Origin of the sequence: Photobacterium leiognathi, from assembly GCF_030685535.1 — a bacterium.
In the GTDB taxonomy this organism is placed as follows: domain Bacteria; phylum Pseudomonadota; class Gammaproteobacteria; order Enterobacterales; family Vibrionaceae; genus Photobacterium; species Photobacterium leiognathi.
Map to the genome: position 1 here is coordinate 296,229 of NZ_CP131601.1, position 20,442 is coordinate 316,670.

The 20,442-nt window shown below is 42.0% G+C and carries 17 protein-coding genes; 1 reads left to right on the forward strand and 16 read right to left on the reverse strand.

Annotation, left to right across the window (positions count from 1 at the left end):
- Positions 1-40: 40 nt before the first annotated feature.
- The 15 genes from Q7674_RS08300 to Q7674_RS08370 form a co-directional block, all read right to left on the reverse strand.
- Complete coding sequence (locus tag Q7674_RS08300; protein WP_305423512.1) at positions 41-1,783, reverse strand: PglL family O-oligosaccharyltransferase; 1,743 nt, start codon at positions 1,781-1,783, stop codon at positions 41-43.
- Between the two features lie 77 nt (positions 1,784-1,860).
- Positions 1,861-4,686: an excinuclease ABC subunit UvrA gene (gene uvrA / locus Q7674_RS08305; protein ID WP_045063230.1), complete on the reverse strand. Its 2,826-nt coding sequence runs from the start codon at positions 4,684-4,686 to the stop codon at positions 1,861-1,863.
- Positions 4,687-4,815: 129 nt separating this feature from the next.
- Positions 4,816-5,688 carry a UTP--glucose-1-phosphate uridylyltransferase GalU gene (gene galU, locus Q7674_RS08310; protein WP_045063228.1) on the reverse strand — a complete coding sequence of 291 codons (873 nt, stop codon included), beginning with the start codon at positions 5,686-5,688 and terminating at the stop codon, positions 4,816-4,818.
- Positions 5,689-5,824: 136 nt separating this feature from the next.
- The gene (locus Q7674_RS08315) at positions 5,825-6,673 is read right to left on the reverse strand and encodes a glycoside hydrolase family 16 protein (protein WP_305423514.1); all 849 of its coding nucleotides are present in this window, start codon (positions 6,671-6,673) and stop codon (positions 5,825-5,827) included.
- Between the two features lie 9 nt (positions 6,674-6,682).
- Positions 6,683-7,609: a glycosyltransferase family 2 protein gene (locus Q7674_RS08320; RefSeq protein ID WP_045063225.1), complete on the reverse strand. Its 927-nt coding sequence runs from the start codon at positions 7,607-7,609 to the stop codon at positions 6,683-6,685.
- A gap of 26 nt (positions 7,610-7,635) precedes the next feature.
- Positions 7,636-8,547, reverse strand: a complete 912-nt coding sequence (locus Q7674_RS08325; RefSeq protein WP_045063224.1) for a glycosyltransferase family 2 protein — start codon at positions 8,545-8,547, stop codon at positions 7,636-7,638.
- A 28-nt stretch (positions 8,548-8,575) separates the two neighbouring features.
- Positions 8,576-9,508, reverse strand: a complete 933-nt coding sequence (locus tag Q7674_RS08330; RefSeq protein WP_045063222.1) for a glycosyltransferase family 2 protein — start codon at positions 9,506-9,508, stop codon at positions 8,576-8,578.
- Positions 9,501-10,484 carry a glycosyltransferase family 2 protein gene (locus Q7674_RS08335; protein ID WP_045063221.1) on the reverse strand — a complete coding sequence of 328 codons (984 nt, stop codon included), beginning with the start codon at positions 10,482-10,484 and terminating at the stop codon, positions 9,501-9,503. Before Q7674_RS08335 ends, Q7674_RS08330 begins: the two co-directional genes overlap by 8 nt.
- Positions 10,485-10,522: 38 nt before the next feature.
- The gene (locus Q7674_RS08340; RefSeq protein ID WP_045063219.1) at positions 10,523-11,953 is read right to left on the reverse strand and encodes an oligosaccharide flippase family protein; all 1,431 of its coding nucleotides are present in this window, start codon (positions 11,951-11,953) and stop codon (positions 10,523-10,525) included.
- A gap of 89 nt (positions 11,954-12,042) precedes the next feature.
- On the reverse strand, positions 12,043-12,999 hold the full coding sequence (locus Q7674_RS08345; RefSeq protein WP_045063217.1) for an NAD-dependent epimerase/dehydratase family protein: 957 nt from the start codon (positions 12,997-12,999) through the stop codon (positions 12,043-12,045).
- Positions 12,996-14,234: an O-antigen ligase family protein gene (locus tag Q7674_RS08350; RefSeq protein ID WP_045063215.1), complete on the reverse strand. Its 1,239-nt coding sequence runs from the start codon at positions 14,232-14,234 to the stop codon at positions 12,996-12,998. The genes Q7674_RS08345 and Q7674_RS08350 overlap by 4 nt, the downstream gene beginning before the upstream one ends.
- Before the next feature lie 60 nt (positions 14,235-14,294).
- Entirely contained in the window at positions 14,295-14,537 is a 243-nt protein-coding gene (locus Q7674_RS08355; RefSeq protein WP_305423515.1) for a P-loop NTPase family protein, read from the reverse strand.
- 25 nt (positions 14,538-14,562) lie between these two features.
- The gene (locus Q7674_RS08360) at positions 14,563-16,422 is read right to left on the reverse strand and encodes an exopolysaccharide transport family protein (RefSeq protein ID WP_305423516.1); all 1,860 of its coding nucleotides are present in this window, start codon (positions 16,420-16,422) and stop codon (positions 14,563-14,565) included.
- 21 nt (positions 16,423-16,443) lie between these two features.
- A complete protein-coding gene (locus Q7674_RS08365) occupies positions 16,444-16,983 on the reverse strand; it encodes a polysaccharide biosynthesis/export family protein (RefSeq protein ID WP_045063212.1) in 540 nt (179 codons plus the stop codon).
- The gene (locus Q7674_RS08370) at positions 16,980-18,173 is read right to left on the reverse strand and encodes an outer membrane beta-barrel protein (protein WP_305423517.1); all 1,194 of its coding nucleotides are present in this window, start codon (positions 18,171-18,173) and stop codon (positions 16,980-16,982) included. The genes Q7674_RS08365 and Q7674_RS08370 overlap by 4 nt, the downstream gene beginning before the upstream one ends.
- A gap of 676 nt (positions 18,174-18,849) precedes the next feature.
- Between Q7674_RS08370 and Q7674_RS08375 the strand changes: the two genes are divergently transcribed.
- Positions 18,850-19,395, forward strand: a complete 546-nt coding sequence (locus Q7674_RS08375; RefSeq protein ID WP_305423519.1) for a single-stranded DNA-binding protein — start codon at positions 18,850-18,852, stop codon at positions 19,393-19,395.
- A gap of 64 nt (positions 19,396-19,459) precedes the next feature.
- Here the strand turns inward: Q7674_RS08375 and Q7674_RS08380 are convergent, their stop codons facing one another.
- Positions 19,460-20,341 (reverse strand): LysR family transcriptional regulator, encoded by an 882-nt coding sequence (locus Q7674_RS08380; protein ID WP_045063209.1) that lies wholly within the window; start codon positions 20,339-20,341, stop codon positions 19,460-19,462.
- Between the last annotated feature and the right edge of the window lie 101 nt (positions 20,342-20,442).

Below are 20,442 nucleotides of genomic sequence, written 5' to 3' on the forward strand. Positions count from 1 at the left end.
AAATAAAAATGGCTACCGGGTGGGTAGCCATTTTTTATGGTTATTTCGCAGCAGAAGTTGCGTTTGCTTGACTGTTTTGCTGCTCAAAATCTAAATCAGGGAACAAGAACAGCGCTTCATCTCTGATTTGAGATGCTTGCTCTTTGTTGCCGAGGGCATCGTAAGCAAGGATCAGGTTTTGATACAGTGCAGGTCTAGGCCATGTTTTCGCTTTCTCGGTTGCCCATTGAATATAGTCTTCAATCAGCGCTGGTTTATCGCTACCAATACCAAGTTGCAGTTGGGTAAGTTGTAAGTCCCAATCAAAACGGTTTTTCCACGACCATGGGTTATTGACTTTAAGTAGGTAGTCGATGTTTACAGGTCTAGTTGTTTCAAATTTGGTGAGCTGCCAGCCAGAATACAGCGTTGTTACCATAAAGCTTGAAATGAAAATAGGGGTGATCAGCGCGAAAACTTTTAATCCTAATACGTACTGTAGGGAGCGTTTATGGTATTTCGCTGTGAGATTATCAACCCAAAAAATAAGGATGATAAAGGTCAGCCAATGCACTAAAGAGTGGTAGAACGGGTACTCTAATTGTGTGTGAAATACGATAGGGAAAAATAATCCTATTAAGGCTAATTGGGTGCCATTAGGCGCTTTTCTTATTTTTACCATTACCGCAAATGCAGCAAGCAATAAGCCGATAAGTGGCATAATACCGCCTTCATCTGCCCAGAAAAGTAATTCGTTATGTGGATGATCTAAACTTGGAACACCTGCGTGTTGCGTTGGATCTTCATTGTGCCATAACGCAGTTTGCGTGATGTAAGCGGCTTCAAACTTTCCGTAGCCATAACCAGTGAGTGGTTTAGTGGTAAATATCTCATAGGCTTGTGGATATATAACTCCTCGAGCATCACTGGTTACTTCTGCCGAATTTGATTTAGGACTCCAATGCTCTGTTGAGGCGATATTCCAAGCAAGGCTCAAGCTTAATGCAATCATTAATAGCCATAAGCGTTGTACTTGTTTGGCGGCAAAGCGACGTAAATACGGCAGCATGAGTGCTACGCCAATAATTGCACCTAACCAATCGGTACGAGAGTTCAACACCACTAACATAGGAATGGTGAGTACAGGGGTCACCAGTAAGGTGACATGTTGCCATGACCATTTACCACGATAGAGCGGGATACGTGCTAATAGGTAAGTGCCAATCACTAAACCTGTTGCAAGAAAGCTTGCCATCACATTCGGTTGCTGAAAAATACCATAAGGGCGGTTTGCGATAGTGTCGTAGCCGATAGGGTTCTTAGCTGGGATCCAAAGGTATTGATACCACGCAAACACCGCTTCAATCAGCACGCCGATTAAAATAAACCACAACAAACGTTGGCGCTGTTGGTGAGTAAATACGAATTGCTGCAAGCTGACAAAAAACAAAAATCCAGCCCATAAGGTAAACAGGCGATTAAACGCCGCACCAGCATCAGCATTAGGATAAAAAATAGGGAGAGTCAGCAGTACACAGCAAGCAAATAGCAAAAGTGTCAGACGAGAATAACGCCAGATTTGTTGGCGACAAATTTCAAGTAAGCCAAAAGAGATAGCGAAGCTAAAAGAGATCCAAACTACAGCGTTAAATGAGAGCTCAAGCCCTGAGCCGCCTGGATTGTGTTGGAAATAGTGCATTGCAACAATAAAGATGATCCCAATTGTTGCAAGGAAGTAGCGTACTAGGGGTTTTGAAATCCGTTTCTGCTCGAGTCTGGTGCCTTCGAGTTGTAACACTGTCATGGTTGTTCCTGAATCTAAATAAGAAAACAGGCTGAGTAAAATCAGCCTGTTGTCATATATTAACGTGTTTTCATATTCTAACCTAGCAGCGGTTTAAGGAACCTTGCTGTGTGTGAGCCCTTCACTTTAGCCACAGCTTCTGGGGTACCTGTTGCGATAATTTCGCCACCACCGCTTCCGCCTTCAGGACCAAGATCGATGATCCAATCTGCGGTTTTTATTACGTCTAAGTTATGTTCGATCACCACAATGGTATTACCTTTATCACGCAATTTATGCAGTACCGTTAGTAGCTGTTGAATATCGTGGAAGTGTAAGCCTGTGGTTGGTTCATCAAGAATATAAAGTGTTTTACCTGTGTCGCGCTTAGATAATTCTTTTGCCAGTTTCACACGCTGTGCTTCACCTCCAGATAAGGTTGTCGCCGCTTGACCTAAACGGATATACGATAAACCAACATCCATTAAGGTTTGTAACTTTCTTGCAATAGCGGGAACCGGATCAAAGAATTCTCGTGCATCTTCCACCGTAAGTTCTAACACTTCATCAATGGTTTTACCTTTATAGCGGATCTCTAAGGTTTCGCGGTTATAACGCTTCCCTTTACAAGCATCACAAGGCACATAGACATCTGGTAAGAAGTGCATCTCAACTTTAATAACACCATCACCTTGGCATGCTTCACAGCGGCCCCCACGAACGTTAAAGCTAAATCGCCCTGGTTTATAGCCGCGAGAACGGGCTTCTTGAGTACCTGAAAATAGCTCACGGATCGGGGTGAAAATACCGGTGTAAGTGGCAGGATTTGAACGAGGTGTTCGACCAATCGGGCTTTGGTTAATGTCGATAACTTTATCAAAATGCTCTAGATCTTGGATCTCACGGTACGGTGCTGGTGTGCTAGTCGTTGCGCCATTTAATTTGTGATGGGCGATTTCAAAGAAGGTATCGTTAATCAGTGTTGATTTGCCTGAGCCAGAAACACCGGTAATACAAGTAAACAAACCAACAGGGATTTCAACATTGACATCTTTTAGGTTGTTACCCGTAGCGCCCAATAATTTAACTGTTTTCTCCGGATCAAATGGTGTGCGCTCAGCAGGGATTTCAATCGCTTTTTTACCGCTGAGGTATTGGCCTGTTAATGATTCTTTTGATTTTAAGATATCTTTAACGCCACCTTGCGCAATGATATTACCGCCGTGAACACCCGCGCCAGGACCAATATCAATCACGTAATCTGCGGCGCGAATAGCATCTTCATCGTGTTCAACCACAATCACCGTATTGCCTAAATCACGAAGGTGAATCAAGGTTTTTAGTAGTCGTTCATTATCACGCTGGTGGAGACCAATGGAAGGTTCATCCAACACGTACATTACACCGACAAGCCCTGCACCAATTTGGCTAGCAAGACGAATACGCTGTGCTTCACCGCCAGATAAAGTATCGGCGCTGCGAGACAGGCTAAGGTAATTTAAGCCGACATTAATTAGAAAACTTAAACGCTCGTTGATCTCTTTTAAGATCTTTTCTGCAATTTGCGCACGTTGACCAGTTAAGGCTAACTCATCAAAAAATTGGTGTGCGCCGCTAATACTCATTTCACAGATTTGCGGCAAGTTAGTCTCACCAATAAACACATGCCGAGCTTCTTGGCGTAAGCGTGAACCATGACAGCTTGAACAAGGCTTAGTGGAAACAAATTTTGCTAACTCTTCACGTACTGAGTTTGATTCAGTTTCACGATAACGACGCTCCATATTATTGAGGATACCCTCAAATGGATGGCGTCTTACCGTAATATCACCACGATCGTTGATGTATTTAAATTCGATATCGGTATTACCCGAACCGTTCAAAATCACCTCTTTGACTTTCTTCGGAAGCGAATCAAAAGGCGCTTCAACATCAAATTTATAATACTCAGATAAGGATTTGAGCATTTGGAAGTAATAGAAATTACGTTTATCCCAGCCACGGATCGCACCGCCAGATAAACTTAATTCGCCGTTTTGCACAACCCGTGTTGGATCGAAGTATTGCTGTACCCCTAAACCATCACAAGTACCACACGCACCAGCTGGATTGTTAAACGAGAACAGGCGAGGTTCCAATTCTTGCATGCTGTAGCCACAGTGTGGACAGGCAAAGTTAGCTGAGAAAACTTGCTCTTCGCCTTCTTCACCAGACATTGGCGCAATCACGACAGTACCACCTGAAAGCTCTAAGGCGGTTTCAAATGATTCGGCTAAACGGATCTGAAGATCGTCACGAACTTTGAAACGATCAACCACGACCTCGATAGTGTGCTTTTTGTGAAGTTCTAACGTTGGTGGATCGGAAAGATCGCATACCTCTCCATCAATACGGGCACGGATATAACCTTGTGCAGCTAAGTTTGCCAGCGTCTTAACGTGCTCACCTTTACGCTCTTTGATGATAGGTGCCAGAAGCATCAGCTTACTGCCTTCTGGCATGGCTAAAACTTGATCGACCATCTGGCTAACCGTTTGTGCGGCAAGCGTAATATCATGGGTTGGACAGCGAGGCTCACCGACACGTGCGTACAACAAACGCAGGTAGTCGTAGATCTCTGTGATAGTACCAACGGTTGAGCGTGGGTTGTGTGATGTGGATTTCTGTTCGATAGAGATCGCAGGCGAAAGCCCTTCAATATGGTCAACATCAGGTTTTTCCATCAAGGATAAAAACTGACGCGCATAGGCAGAAAGCGATTCAACATAACGACGTTGTCCTTCTGCATACAAGGTATCGAAAGCCAGAGAAGATTTTCCCGAGCCTGATAACCCTGTGATAACGATAAGCTTATCGCGAGGGATCGTTAGATTGATATTTTTAAGGTTATGGGTGCGGGCACCCCTGACTTCGATGTTATCCATATCAGTGATAATTCTTTTATTTTATTGAACGGTTAGTATTCCACAGTCGATCATAATGAGCAAAAAATACTGATTAAAAACACAGTAAAATGGATAAAAAAAATCCCGCGGGTAAGCGGGATTGTGTGGTTATTTCTTGCCAGTTTGCTGTTGTGCCAACTCTTTGTGTTTACCTTTTTTGTAAACATGTTCAAAGCAATAGTTGGTTGCATCGATGTAACCTTCAACGCTACCACAGTCAAAACGCTTACCTTTAAATTTATATGCTAATACACAGCCTGTTTGTGCTTGCTGCATAAGCGCATCGGTAATTTGAATTTCACCACCTTTACCTGGTTCTGTTTGTTCAATAATGTCAAAGATATCTGGAGTTAGAATGTAACGACCAATGATCGCCAGGTTACTTGGTGCAGTACCAGGATCTGGTTTCTCAACCATGTTATCAACACGGAATAGATCGTCACGTAACATTTGACCTGAAATCACACCGTACTTGTGGGTCTCTTCTTCTGGCACTTCTTCAACCGCTACAATGGAACAGCGAAATTGCTTATACAGCTCGGCCATTTGTGCGAGCACGCCTTGTTGCTCTTCATTGGTTACACAAAGATCATCGGCAAGGACTACTGCAAATGGTTCGTTACCCACAAGTTCACGGCCTGTAAGGATCGCATGACCTAAGCCTTTCATTTCGCGCTGACGGATGTAAGTGAAGTAGGCTGAATCAATGATGTCACGAATATCAACTAATAGCTCTTCCTTGTTAGTACCGCTGATTTGATGCTCAAGTTCGTAGTTTTTATCGAAGTGATCCATCAGGGGGTTTTTACCGCGACCTGTAACAATACAAATACGGTTCATACCCGCTTGGATCGCTTCATCAACACCGTATTCAATCAGTGGTTTGTTGACCACTGGCATCATTTCTTTTGGCATTGACTTGGTTGCTGGTAAAAAGCGCGTGCCGTAGCCAGCGGCAGGGAAGAGACATTTTTTAATCATGGTACATCCTAGTATGTATGTAGAGTTATCACGTTTTATACTGCTATATTATTAGAGGCTTAATGCATATATCAGTAAATAGAACACCTTTCTTTTTTAATGCGAAAGGCTTCATTATTTGTGACTTTAAAGCTTGTTATTTCAGATCGTAGACGCGAACGTAATCAATCAAGAATTTCTGTGGGAAGATCGAGTCATCAATACCTTGTTGACCACCCCAGCCACCGCCGATAGCCAAGTTTAAAATTAAGTACATAGGCTTATTAAATGACCACGCTTCACCGTTACGTTGCTGAGTGTGATACAACTTGCCGTCGTAATAGAAACGCACTTCATTGTCATCCCATTCAGTGGCATAGGTATGGAAGCCATCTTCTAGCTTGTCATCTTGGATCACGCCTGGAATGGAGTTACCTAACGTCTGGTTACGATCGGATTTATGGGTCGTAGAATATGCAAAGTGTGGGTTGTAGCCAACGTATTCCATGATGTCGATTTCACCACAATCCGGCCAGCCAACGGTTTTAATGTTGTCGCCGAGTAGCCAAATAGCTGGCCATGTGCCACGCCCTTGCGGTAATTTCGCACGCACTTCTACGCGTTTATGTATCCAAGAATGCTTACCAGCTGTAGTTAAACTTGCTGAAGTGTAATAAGCGTATTTACGCTGCTGGTGCCACTGTGTACCGTTAGGATCGTAATCGGCATTAGGCACGGTTTCTTTGAGGGCTTCAATCACCAAGTTACCGTTTTCAATGCGCGAGTTCTTACTGCTGGTGGTGTAGTACTGATCTTCTTGGTTACGAACGAATTTGGTTTCGTAGGTCCAATCATTTGGGTTAGGTTTCGTGCCTGTGTTGAATTCATCTGCCCAAATAAGGTGCTTATCCTGTTTATTGACGACATGAGAGGCTGTGGCATATTGCGCGGCACTGCTGTATCCAGAGAACAAAATCAATGTGCTAGCGAGAAGAGTTCTTTTCATAACAGGCCTTTATTTGTTAAGCACTTTATTAAGGCGCTTTTTAACAGGTAGCGATAACAACAACGCCGACTGCGGGTATTTAATCATGTCGATAAAAGCGGACAGATCTTTGTGCTTTAACTTGGCAACTATCTCCAAATATTTACGCGCGGTATGCATATTTTGAGTGCGGTATTGCTGAGCTTTTGTCGCTTCGCTATCAAAGTTAAAGCTATTGACTAATTGAGTGTCATATTTTAGTAAAGTATCGATATGTTCGATATTAATGACACGGGAAATTGACCCTTCACGGATGGTATAGATATAGCCACAGGAATCGACTACTTGTGCTTTTGCCCCAAAAGCTAGGCAGTTAGCTAAGAAATAATAGTCTTCGCCAATCTTCACTTCAGGCCAGTAACGCACTTGATGTTGTTTGATAAACGCATTGCGAAATAGAGGCTTCACATAACCTGTTGAATGTACATTGCTGAACATTAGATTGGTTGCAATGAGATGAGCAAGGCTGAAATCGCCAACAGGTAATTCTACACGGTTATAAATCGGTGCAGTTTGCTTGCCATCAGGCGTTTGTTCACAGAAGTTATCAATAATGATATCGGTATCATCCGCTGCCATTTTTAGCATGGTAGCAAGGCGTTCTGGTTTCATTGCATCGTCAGAATCGACCACAGCAATCCATTCACCTTGGGAGGCTTGAAAACCAATATTTCGTGCCGCGCCTGGCCCACCATTTTGCTCACTGGTGATCACTTTAACTCGAGGGTCGGGATGTTTGCTGACCACTTCAACCGTATTGTCAGTGGATGCATCATCGACCACTAATACTTCAAGCTCAACGTCGGTTTGTTGCAAAACAGAATCAATTGCTTGCGTAATAAATTGAGCAGAGTTCCATGCTGCCATGACAACGGAAACTTTAATTGGATTCGCCATGTATGGGTATCTCTTAATAATTCAGATCAAGTGTAGCTTTTAACGTTGGCAAAGAAGCCATAGAAAAAGCCACAGCCATGAACAAGATCGCCTAAAGAATTGAGAATGCTTCGATTTGGCAGTAAGGCATCTGGCAATAACATCAGTAGACCTTTAGCTAAATATGCTGAGCCTTTGAAAATACAACGCGCATAACTTTTGGCTGGTGGATTAATGCAAGATTCAATTTGAAGCTCGGTGGCACCAATGCGAAAACGACGTTTAAGCGCCCATTTTACATTCAGACGCTCAGGGCTAATGAACTCGCTAATGATGGCGTTTTGTACCCATAAGATTTTGCCTCCATGACGCCCAACTTGCTGGAACAATGCCTTATCTTCGCCACCAAAAATTAGCTGGTTATTAAATGCTAATTGGTTTTGCGCAAAGAAGTTCAGATCAAGTAATACGTTATTGGTTGCTGCCCAAGAAAGCGCTGCACCGTCAGTGAGTTTACGTTCATGGTAAACATTGGCTGCGGTATATAACGTTGCTGTGTTATCAGGGTAAATGGGAAATTGTGGCCCAGTGGTCACTTGAACATGATTGTTTTGTAAAGCTGCAAATAGCGTTTGGATCCAGTTTGGATCGGCAATCGCATCATCATCTACAAAGGCTAAATAATCAAAGCCTTGCTGTTGACCAAAGCGTAGTGCGTTATTACGCGCGAAAGGAATACCTGCAGTGGTTTCAAGTTGATGATGAATGGTAAAAGGGGCGTGCTGATAGCTGGCAATTGCCTCAACCACGTCTTGATTGTGCGTTTGATTATTTTCAACAACCAAAATATCAATGCTAAATGTGTCGTTGATATTTTGCTGCTGTAGGCTCTCAATACACTGGCAGAATGTCGCCATACGTGAGCCTGTAGTTAAGGTTGTGAGCAGAACTCTTTTCATAATTTAGCCACGAATAAAATCGAACAGATCAGTGAGTGTCACCGTATTGGGTTAGATGCTGTTTTCCAAATAAACCACTTACGACACCAAGGTGTATGGCAACGCGTAACTTCCAAAAATACTTTTGGCTGGTTTCTTGGTTTATAAAGCGCAACGCATAGACATAACTAAATCCCGCTTTAGCGCCAGCGAGCAATATCTGCTTTAAGCGATTGAAGGTGCTTGGATTATCGAGCAGTAACATCTTGCCGTGGGTTTGCCCGCAGCGAAAACGACGCTGATAGAGCCAGTCATATTCTGTGCGTGCTAGTGGTACATGCTCTGATGCTTCAGCCTGCTCGGAAAAAGCAATGGTGCCACCTTGCATCGTTAGCTGACGAAAGAAAATCGAATCTTCACCGCCAGAGCGACCGTATTCCAAATCAAAGCGCAGTGGGTGTTGACGAATAAAATCCAGGTTGATTAAGGTATTACCGGAGTTTGCGGTTTCAATCTTGCCACTTGGCGCGATGATTGGCTCTTTTACCGATTGTAAGTCGAGCGCTTTAACCCATTCTGGTGCTTGCTCTGGGTAAATACCCAATACCGGGCCTATCACAACATCTGCTTGTTCACGTTGTGCGGTATCTAGATGGGCTTTCAGCCAGTTCTCCACCACAAATTCATCATCATCAAGGAAGATCAAATATTGACTATGATCTAATGCCCACTCCAAACAAGCATTACGGGCAATCGAGATATTTGAGGCTGGCGCATGAAGATAGTAGATCGCCAATGCTGATTGAGCAGCATAATCTTCGATTAAGGCTTTTGAATTTGCCTCAACCGAGTTATCGGCGATCACGATCTGAATTTGCTTTCCATCAGGGATCGCGATCTTCGATAAGCTATCGAGCGTGTCTGTAACTTCTTGGCGATGATAAGTACATAAACCGATCGTAATTACATTAGGATCAATCATGAACAGGCTTCCTTCTTAATGCTGGGAAGATCAAGGCTGCACAAAAGCCAAGTGACCAGCCAAAGTGCATGATCATTGCAGGGAGCCCTGAAAGCTTAGCACTGAGTGGGAACCGTTCAGACTTACCTGTAGCGCCTACGAGTAAACATGCCGCAACCCATAGTAGTGCAGGAAACGCGAAGATAAAGTGCCATTCACCAAGTAATAGCGCCATTAACAATACAGGTACCACTGATAATGGGATCAACTGACGCAGTTTCGGGATCGTGTTGTGCTTAATACAGTTAGCGGCACGACCTTTGCCATAGTTGTAGTATTGCTTAAATAGTGACTCTGGCGTTTTACGAGGAAAGTAAGTCATGTCCGTTTGACCCGTTAGCCAAATCTTATAACCGACATCGGTTAAACGCTTATCTAGCTCAGCATCTTCATTGGCAACAAACGTTTCATCATAGCCACCTACAGCGCGGTATGCCGATACTTTCATTAATGCATGGTGACCATGTTCAACCCACTTGCCATCGTTTTGTGCATTGCGGTGTGGTGAGCCACCATTACCCAGTTTGGAGTTTTGCGCGATAGCCGCTGATACTTGGAAAGGCGTATGACCCTCGGTGTACATACTGACGACAACAGAATCCGCTTGGTGTTTTTCAGCTTCAGTTAGCAAAGTGGTAATGAAATCTTCTGGGTATTGACCATGGGCATCAATACGGATGAAGTACTCATAATCATCACCAAATTGATCCACCGCTAAGTTCATAGCTGCACTTTGGATCTTGTCTGGGTTGTGAAGCAATACAATGTGATCATCTTTTTCAGACCAACGCTCCACGATTTCTTGAGTGCCGTCATGGCTGCCACCATCAACCACAACCAGTTTACTGTTGCCTGTTAATGATGGAGAAAAATGCGTTAAAAGATCACCAATATGATCAGCTTCGTTTAAACAAGGAATAATAATTAAACAGCTCAAAATATTACCTTTAAGTCTTAGTTAAAAAGCAGAAATCACTATCGGAAGGTGATTTTTTTATTGGATAAATCAATCGATAAAAAGTGTCGTGAGAATAGGAGTAACAACACGACATAACAGCTTAAAAAGAGAATGGCACTAAAGCACAAATTGAAAAATTCGTTATTAAACGGCATTAAAGGCAGGTTCACTGCAGCGAATGCGGTGATACCTAATGCACTGTAAATAGGCCATAAACTTTTTAAATAACGATAAAACGAGGTTTTTATTTCACTGGTCACTAAGTAGGTCGAGGTGAAGAAGTACAGCGCATTAACGCCTAAGAAGCTCCACAGTACCGCATGAATATTAATGGTTGAGGCAAAGTACAATGTTGGCAGATAAACAGCCGCAATGATCATTTGTACTCGGAACCACAAACGTGATCGGTTCGTCACTATAATTGCAGTTTTGTTGATCATGCTGTACGAGATAAACAAAAATGCGATACAGAAAAATTGGAAGTAACCCGCTGAAGTGATCCATTTTTCAGAGAACAAGAAATTAAAGATCGTCTCAGAATAGATAAAGCCATACACAAACAGTGGTGAAGTGATCGCACCGGTAATGAATAAAGCTTGGCGGATCGCCCGTTGTAAACTTTGTTGATCGTTTTGGCTGTTCGATAAATACGGCAATGACATGTCATAAGACGTGCCAGTTAAGATATCGTTGATGATATTCGATAAGCGTTTAGCGATATTGAAAAAGCCTAAATCGTACTTACCAATGTTGCTACCAATCACAAAGGATTCAAAGTGGGTAGAAATGCTCTCAACGGTTGTGATTAGGGTGTTATATAAGCCAAACTCCCACGTTTCTTTAATTAATCCCCAACGGAATGACCAGCCCAATATTTTACGAGTCGGAATGTAGACAGCAACCAAGTTGAAAATCGAAATAATGGTTTGCGATAACACCAGTGCCCAGATATTAAAATCAAAGTAGAGCAAACTGAGGATGGTCACGGCTGAAACCATGGCACCTAAGATGGTGCGATAACCCAAGGCTTTGTATTTTTGCTCACGGACTAACATAAACGTGAGAGTATGGCCTGCCGCATCAAAGGGCATTTTTATTGCCATTAAATAGAAAGCGAGATTAAATACCTGAGACTGAAAGCTAAAAAGATTTAAGGAAATGACAAAACAAGCGATCAGTGCAAAAGCGAGGCCGCATAACGTCAGAAACGCTAAAATGGTACTAAACTCTCGCTTGCCAAACTCTTGGTATTTAACGATGGCGCTTTGCCAGCCCGAGGGCAGAAAACTTGAAATAATGTAGATGATGGATAGTGCTAAGGCGACTAAACCAAAGTCTTCTGGAGCCAGTATTCTCGCCGTATAAGTAAATACAGCGAAGTTAATGATCGGCGGAAATAGCTTACTTGAAAACAGCCATAACATACCGGATATGGATGACTTAGACATAGGGATGTTCTTTGATGTTGATATCTAAGAGAGAGGCTCTCAGGAAAGTAATGCGACAAGCGAGAACACTTGCCGCATTGATGCGGTAATTAGTCGAATTTACCGTCAGTGTCTTTAGACCAACGTGCTAACGCTGTTTGTAGGTTGCCTGGTAGTTCGATGTGGTTTTCAACTAACCAGCCAGGGTAAACATTGGTTGAGCGGATCAGTTTCATGACACGATCAGGGTGAATACCTACGTTTAGGAAGTTCACGATTTGCAGTAACTTCGCAGCGCCAAGTACTACAAATTTTGGCACCATGTACACTTTCACATCTGGGAAATGCTCAGCTTTAAAGGCTTCAATGATTTGTTCTAGGGTGTAACGCTCAGGGTAAGCACCGTTAAACAATTCAAAGTTATTCTCTGTTGCGCGTGCTGCTTCAATGGCAAAGATCAAATCTTCCACATAGATGCACGCCTTAATAGTGTCTTTACGGCCTGGGTAGACAAAGAAACCTTTGCGCATCATTGCAGCAAGGCGAGTGAAGTTACCGCCTTCACCAGGGCCAAAGACAACAGCTGGGCGAACAATAGTTAGTTGATACTCACTATTGCGCTCAAGCCATGCTTTGTGGATTTGCTCTGCTAACATTTTTGAATAGCCATACGCAGAATTTGGCGTTAATGGGCTGTTTTCATCTTTTTGCTCTTCACCCGGGCCGTATGGCGAAATTGAACTAGTGAAGACAATTTCTTTAATGTTATTACGCTCAGCAAACTGACAAACCGAGTTAGCACCAGCAATGTTGGTTTCGTAATACTCGTGGGTTGGATGTCCCGGTGTGGTGTGAACCGCTGCAAAGTTGTAGATGCAATCAATCGGCTCATCAATCACTAAACCATCGAGGTTTCTAACATCATGAGTAATGTAAGTGACTTCGTCGTGACGCACTTTTGGCTCACGAATATCAATCGAATAAACCTTTACATCTTCAGCAATATATTTCTTGATGTAATGGGAGGCAATAAAGCCTGAACCACCCAAAATAGCCACTGTTTTCATGAAATTGTACCTTTTTTATTTAATTGTTTTGCTTTCTGGGCGCTACTTTCAAGCTCTATCCAGCAATAACAATACATGACATGCGCGATAGTAAATTGGGAAAACCAATCCACTTCTAGCACGCTTCTTGAAATGAAAAACACAAAATAAGCGACTGGGATAAAATCTCTTTTTTGAAAGTGTCCGCAAGCAATTAAACGGATGTTATAAAGCAGTCGCGCCAGTATCAGCAGATAAATGATCAGTCCGACATAACCAAAGTGTACGGTCCAGTGCACAAACATATTGTGGAAGTTGAACCCAACCCCTGGTGGAACTAACCCGATTTTCCATACTGCTTCACCAATAGGGTTACCGATTTGGAAGATTGCGTTATAGCCTGCACCTAAGATTGGAGCCTGTGCGATGGCTTTCTCACCTTCTGCCCAAATCAGCGTTCGGCTTGTCAGGGTTGGGTCTTTACCAATCTCAATCATAAAGTGATTGAATTCAGGTGTACCAAAGATGACATAGACGAAAATAATCACACACATCGCAAGGAGATAAATAAGGTTTAGAATAGCCTTCTGCGAGCGCTGTGTGAGTGGTGAATGAGAAAAGTGGTATAAACAAAAGCAGAGGAAAATGGAGCCAAAGGAGGTCACCGTTGCTCCTAATGATTTGGCTTTGAGTAATACTGCAATAGAAAATAATAGCGACAGAATACCAATCAGCTTTTCTACTTTTGTTTTTGCTAAGGCATAGAACAAACCGAACCCGACAAAGAAGCCGATAGAGGCGGTTTGCGCAAGAAAGTTTTTACTGCCGAGATAGCCGATTAAAACGGTTTCCCCAGTCATCCCATTGGTTTCAACACGATTTGAAACCAAGCTCAATGCCATAATAATGATGACGCTGGCAGATAAACCAACGAAAAAGTGTTCCTTTTTGATGTTGTAGACAACCGCAATACCGATAATAGTAGTTAGCAGAAATTGTATTGCCGCACGAAAGGTATCTACTGGGTATTGTGACCATAAAGTCGAGAGAACCGCCAATACCGGATACACCATTACCATCCAATTATATTGGGTGCCTAATAAGGTGCGATGGAGATGAAAGATAACGACACCACCACCGACGAGTAAAAATAATGCAGCAGCAGCAGCTCCGAGAAAGGTATTCCAAACCAGCGCTGATGTAATGAGGAAAGAGGCCACTAACCCTATGGCTGTGTCTTTTTTTATCTCAAGCATAGTGTTATTTAAAGCCAGTTATCACTGATGATGACTGGCTAAACCTTATTAAAAGAAGCCTTACAGCACTTTATTAATCACAACACCATCAACGTTTAACTCATAAGCGTTAAATTTATGCAGTGTTTGTTCGACATCATTACGTTTAGTCTTATTTGCCGCGACAGTTAATAAAATCACGTCTGTGGCTTTTGCAACGATAAATGCATCACTGGTGATCAAGCTTGCTGGCGTATCAATGATCACTTTATCAAACTGCTGTTTTAGATCGTCTAAAAGTGCAGTGAAACGAGGGGATGACAATAATTCTTGAGGATCGGCAACGGGCTCACCGAGCTGGGATCATAACAAGATTATTTTGGTTAGATTTTGCCATCACATCGCTAAGCGTTGTTTTGCCTGTTAAGATCTCACTTAAGCCTTGAGGGGCAGATAAGGCTGTACCTTGGTTATGTAAATCAACCTGTACTAGCGCAACTTTTTCGGATTGTGCAAGGGAGCGAGCAAGGTTAGTTGCCAGCGTTGTTTTCCCTTCTTGGGCTAATGCTGAAGTGATCATAACCGTGCGTTGATCGCCTGTGATCGCAAGGTTTAACGCGGTACGAACATTGCGAATGCCTTCAAAGAACATCGGTTTTTCTTTGGCACTTAACGTATCCTCATCAATCGGTATTTTCTTTTTCGCTAGGCGCTTAATAAAGGGAATATTACCTAACGAGAACAGTGGAAAATAACGTTCAAATTCTTCAGATGATTCGACTGTTGTATCAAAGAATTGGATCGCAAACAGCACACACAACGATAGCATTAAGCCAACGATACTGGCGATTAATACATTCTTTTTGATATTTGGACCTGACGGATACGCTTTTAATGCGTAATCGGTAAAGTGCGCAATCGAGTCTTTGTAGTCTTCTGTTGCAATGGTTGCTTTTTGGCGCTCTAAGAAGGTTTTCAATAGCTGTTTATTGGTATCAACATCTTGCTGTAGCGCTTGATAATGTACTTTTTTCACTGCTAATGATTGGAACTCTTCTTTTTTCTTTTTGATCTCAGCTTCAATTTCACGTTCTTGGCGTTGGTTACTCTCAAGCTCTTTCTTCACGCCCTCAACCAGACGCTTCAACATACGATCTTTACGGGCACGAATAGCAGCTAGCTGCGACTCAGCTTCAAGCATCTTTTCGTGTTTAGGGCCGTAGCGCTTTGATAATTCGGCAACCACATTTTCAGCATCGGTTTCCGCATTGGTGATATCGCGAATTTGTGGGTGGTTAGAGATCTCACTGATGGCATCAATTTGGTTGTAACTTAAATGGCGACTACCACGCAGGGTTGTGTATAGCGCTTCAGTTTGCACCCGTTTATCTGTAATTGCCGCTAAACGGTTGGTTAAATTGATGAGTTCACTGTTAGCAAGCTCATCAACGGCAATGGTATTAACTAGTTGCTCTTTGGCTAAATAGTCGGTGAGTTTTTTCTCTGAATCATTTAACTGCTGCTTTAGCTCTGTTAAACGTGAAGTTAACCATTCAGAGGCTTTTTTATTGGTTTCGGAGTTAATATCAACGTAGTAATTGATGTATGCCTGACCAACAGCATTGGCAATATTTGCCGCTAAAGAGGGATCTTTAGAAGTGTATGTGATCATCACCAACTGGGTTTTATCAATCGGTGTAATAAGTAAACTTTTGGCGAAAATTTGCAGTGCTTTTAGCTCTGAAGGTGTGGTGTGAGTGAGGCTTTGAGCCACTGCCACACTACCATCCGATGGCTGTTTAAAATCAATCAACCATTGTTTAATGCGTGCTTTTAGCGACGAATGCGTTGATTTCGGCTCTCCCATAAAGTCAGGGTTGTTAGTTAAATCTAAATTCTCAATCACTTTTGCTGCAATCACATTTGATCGCAGTAACGCATATTGTGTTGCGTAGAACTCTTTTTGAGTTGGATCGTAGTTAGGTAAGTTCTGCAGCGAAATCGGCTTAGGTGGTGTCGCATCGATCATCAAGGTCGATGTTGCAGAATAGGTATTGGTCGATATCGGTGATTTAAGAAAAGCCAGAGTGGCGAAAATAACAGTAATTAAGACAATCCACATCCAATTACTTTTAATGCGATTAAAATATTTAGAGAAATTAATCGTTTCGTCTTTTACAACCAACTCTTCTGGTGATTTAAATAACATATTAATTTAACTCAATAAAAATTAGAAAAAGCTTTGTCCTACAACGATAATATCACCTGGCTCAATTTCCATATTGATGTTGGCATCATCGGTTTTTAATTTATTGTTCGCATCTTTAATAGTGATGTCATCAGTGTCTGCACGATCGGTGAAACCACCTGCTAGCGCTACTGCTTTTTCTACACTTAAATTGGGTTGGTATTCATAACCGCCGGGTCTTCTGACTTCGCCACCAACGTATATTTGTTTGAAGTTAAGTAAATTTACCATCACCTTCGGATCAAGCAGATAATCGCCTTTTAAGCCGTGAGTAATTTCATCTTTCACTTGGGTCAAGGTTTTACCTGCAACAGTCACTGAGCCTAAGTAGGGGTAATTGATTTGTCCACTTTCAGGGATCAGTAATTCATTGAAAGTTAAATTGTCTTCGCCGTAGACTTTAATTTGGATTTTATCGCCTGGAGATAATTGATAATGCGTGGTATCAATTTGTGCGGCATAGACATGGGTTGTCAGTGTGAGCAAAAGGAAGCACAAGCACACTTTTAAGTTATTGATCATAGTGAATCCAATTTAAAATTAGCGGAAAAATACACAATGTTTTGGTCATAATCGTTAATAGGAACAGTTGAGCGATTGCTCTCTTTTGTCCATCCCGTTACAAACGTTAAGTAGTTTCTAAATACATAGCCAATAGAGGCTTCATAATCGGTTGTTTTATCAGTTCTTAAGCCACTGGTGTATTCATCGGTTAAATAGTCTGCCTTAAGTTCACTGTACAGACGATTAAGCCAAAAGTGTTTCCATGCAAAATTGTAATAAGTTTCTTTGCGGTAATCGTTTTTAGCATCCGGATCGAGAATTTCTCGTTTCGTTTCTAAGCTAAAGGTTGAGTGCTTAACAGGAGACCAAAAGAAATCTCCTCGCCATGATAAGCCACTAAAGGCAGGGCGATCGGGCTGGCTAAAGCTTTTGTTTTGCCAACCAAGCATTAGTGAGCCGTGGGTATCTTTGTTGATCCCAAGTTTGGTGCCAAGAAAGAAATAGCTAGTGTTGTTATCAAGCGTGCTGCCTTCAAAACGATTGTATAAATAAGTACGGTCTTGGTTTTCTACTCGGACAAAAAATTCACTGACATCTGAGGGACGGTAGGTAAATTGTCCTTCAAGTAGGATGTCATTAAAGTCATCAAAACGGGTTGATGCTAAATCAGCCGCTCCCGGTAAATGACGATAATTCTTAAAACGTTTGGTATTAAATCCTGCGCCAAACTCTAATCGACCACGTGCCCATTGGGCGCCATAGATGTAATCTAGCATGCCGTGTTGCGCGTAGTATTTAACGGGCTCTGTGACATAGGGTAGTAGATCATCACGAATATCAGAACGACCATCATGAGATTTAATGTATTGATATTTTAACTTTATTTTATTTCGCATTGTGAAATGCTGTTCGATATCAAGCTCTAAATTATGATCAATAAAATCATCTTGTTCACTGTCTAGAAATGTTGCTTTCTTGGCGTAATAGGTAAGATCGTAAGTGTTAGTGCTTTTCTCACCGTTAAGAATAAACCCAGGCGTGAGTTCAACAACAGGTGATGAAATAGGATATTTGGATACTTGAGTTATGTTGTCATTGACTAAATATTTAGAGAAGACAAAAGGAGTGACCTTCACATGCATAGGGTTTGCCCAAGCAGAAAAAGTCATACAACCAGAGAACAATAGAAGTACTTTTTTTGCACGCATGTCTTTTTGATTCTCAGATTTTTGAAAGGTAAGAGCTTAGAGTACTGATTGGATTGAAGAGATTTTCATCAAATCAGTATTGGTAATTTTTCACGCTACCGCCCTTAGGTTAAAAGCTCCCAAAGTGCTTGTGTAGTCAACGAAATAATAAAGAGCATTTATCTTTTAGGTAACGATTACAGCTAGACGCTAAGAAATAGCGACAGTCTGTAATTTTTGCTACGTCTTTCTACTCTTTGGTTACCATTTTGCTACAACCTTGAGGTGATAAATTTATTTTAGCTCTCAAAGTCATAAACTAAGTAATGATAGTCGTAAAATCATAGTGTTACAAATGACAAGGTATTCTTTAAATGAATGCGAAATTCACTATTAATGCTTAATATAAATAAAGAATATGCTTTTTGTCTGATGATTATGTTTTTATAAAATTGATCATATCGAATAATTTTATAAAAGTGTCAGAAAAATGACATTTTACATTGAAGCAACATTAAAGCTTTTGATGTTATGCGTGAGAGTGGTCGAATAGCGAAATTGTGAGTTGAGATTTTATCGATGACAACTTGGGCGATGGAAAAATACTGGCACCATGATAAACTGCGCGATTGAGTATAAACTTTGACTAAGCGGGCTATTTGAATTGAATAGTTCGTTATCAGATTTGGAGTGAACTATGGACAGTCGTGGCATTAATAAGGTTATCTTAGTCGGTAACTTAGGAAATGATCCTGAAGTCCGTTACATGCCAAACGGCGGTGCGGTAGCGAATATTACCATTGCGACATCAGAATCATGGCGTGATAAGAACACCAGTGAACAACGCGAAAAAACTGAATGGCACCGCGTTGCTTTATACGGAAAATTAGCTGAAGTTGCAGGTGAGTACCTACGTAAAGGCTCTCAAGTATATATTGAAGGTCAACTACAAACGCGTAAGTGGCAGAACCAGCAAGGTCAAGATCAGTACACAACTGAAGTGGTTGTTCAAGGTTTTAACGGCACAATGCAAATGCTTGGCGGTCGTCAAAACCAAGGTAATCAACCAATGGGTGGCGGTCAGCAGCAACAAGGTGGTGGTTGGGGTCAGCCTCAACAGCCTGCAGCACAAAGCTATGCACCACAACAGCAGCAACAGCAACAAGCACCAGCTCAACAACCTGCACCTCAACCGCAGTACAATGAGCCACCAATGGATTTTGATGACGACATTCCGTTCTAATCAATCCAATGTGAATACTAAGAAGCAGCGTCTAACGCTGCTTTTTTTATGTCTGTTATTTGCCTTATGAGTTACGCGTACATTGCTTGATAACATCGATAAAGCGTTTTGTTTTTTCATGTTGATAGTGAAGCTTGGGGTAATAAGCAAAGGTGATTTCTGGTGGTTGCTTTAGTTGTGATAAGACAGGGATCAACAAGCCATGATCAAGCTCACGTTGCACATTGTAGGGTGAGGTGAGGATCAATCCCATTCCAGCAACAGCACTAGCGATCAAAGATTCTGGGTTTGAGGTAATAAAGTTACTCTTTAAGAGCAGCCTTATATCATTATCAAAAAGATATGCTTGTTGGTGGTGTTGATGACCTAGTAATAAGCAGTTGTGTTGTTGGAGTTGTTCGGGCGACGATAAAGGATCGTGTTGCTCCAAATAATCGGGAGAGGCATAGAAACGCGCTTGAGTCTCAAACAGTGGCGCTGCAATGTAGCTGGTAGAGTTGAAATCATTAATCGCTGAGCTAATGATAATATCGAGCGCTAAGTCAGGTAATTGCCCTTGAGTTACAGGTTGTAAACTGATGTTCACGTTGGGGTATTGTTGGGTAAATTTAGCAATCGCATTGATCAAGATAGGGTTACTTGTCGTCAGTGATGAGCCAATACGTAGGCTGCCATGAATATCACTATTGGTTGCAGTCGTTTCGTGCAGTAACTGTTGCCATTGTTCTAATATGAGCAAACTGCGTTGAAAGAAGGTTTCACCTGCATCGGTGAGTGATAGATGACGTGTAGTACGTTTGAGGAGTTGGACACCCAGTTGTTGCTCTAACCATGATAAGCGTTTTGATAGTGCTGAATTAGATATATCAAGGTGCTTAGCGGCTTTTGACTGTGATCCGTGCTGGATAACAGCCACAAAGCTTTTGGTGCAGGTGATCCAGTCCATGGTGATAACCTTTCCTTGTTTCTTGCATGCATAATGCGACCTTCAATGGTCATGGTGCGATAGATGACGTTTGGCTCACTGTAACGTAACTTTGAAAATGA